1 pseudogene is annotated in these 805 nt (G+C 71.2%); it reads left to right on the plus strand.

Features of this window, described 5'->3' with window-relative positions:
* Window positions 1-542: 542 nt before the first annotated feature.
* A pseudogene (locus tag G7A99_RS22240) lies at window positions 543-805 on the plus strand (septum site-determining protein MinC); the annotation flags it as partial.

The following is an 805-nucleotide window of genomic DNA, read 5'->3' on the forward strand; positions in this document are numbered from 1 at the left end:
TAGAGTCCCGTGAGCCAGAGCAGGGTGAGCAGGGCGAGGCGGCGGGACAGGGGCGGATTGTTCTTCTCGTCGGACATTGGGCCAGTGTAGGGGAGCGCCGTATCACCCGATAGTGCCGCGGCGGTGGTGAGCGTGCCCGGAAACGTTACGCGGCCGAGTGCGTCATCGGGCCTGGACCACCGTCTGTCGACGGGTGTCGGGCGGCTGCGACAGTCCCGCCGGCAGGGCCTGTGGCGACGCCGGTCGCGCCGTGGTGATGCGGCTATTGATCGCCCCGGGGCTGCACGATATAAAGGCGGGCAATAAGACACCGGCAGGCGTCCCCGTGACATGGTGCGCCACGCCGTCCGGCCCCTGGACGAGACCGGCACGCGCGATGGCGCGGCCGCGGCTCGCCGAAACGGGCGCGGGTCCGGGGTGTCAGCGGGCGGCAGCGGTTTCCGGGCCGCGCCCCGCGGCACCGGCGGGCCTGTCGCCCGGGGCGTCGGACGGCGTGGCGCATGGCGTTCCGGGGTCGGGCACACGTTCTCTCGGGGAGATGCATGACCTCACAGGCGAGTACCGCGGCGGGCGAGCCGGCATTCGAACTCAAGGGCCGGATGCTGACGTTGACCATCCTGCGTCTGCTGGACGCGGATCTGGAGCACTTCCTTGCGGACCTGGAGGCGCGCATCGCCGAGGCCCCGGCCTTCTTCGACGGCATGCCGGTCATCCTCGATCTCACCCCGGTGGCGGCCAGCGGCATCGACGACATCTGGCTGAGCGAGCTCGCCCATCACCTCTGGCAGAGCGGGCTGGCCCCGGT

The organism is Arhodomonas sp. KWT (genome assembly GCF_010993615.1).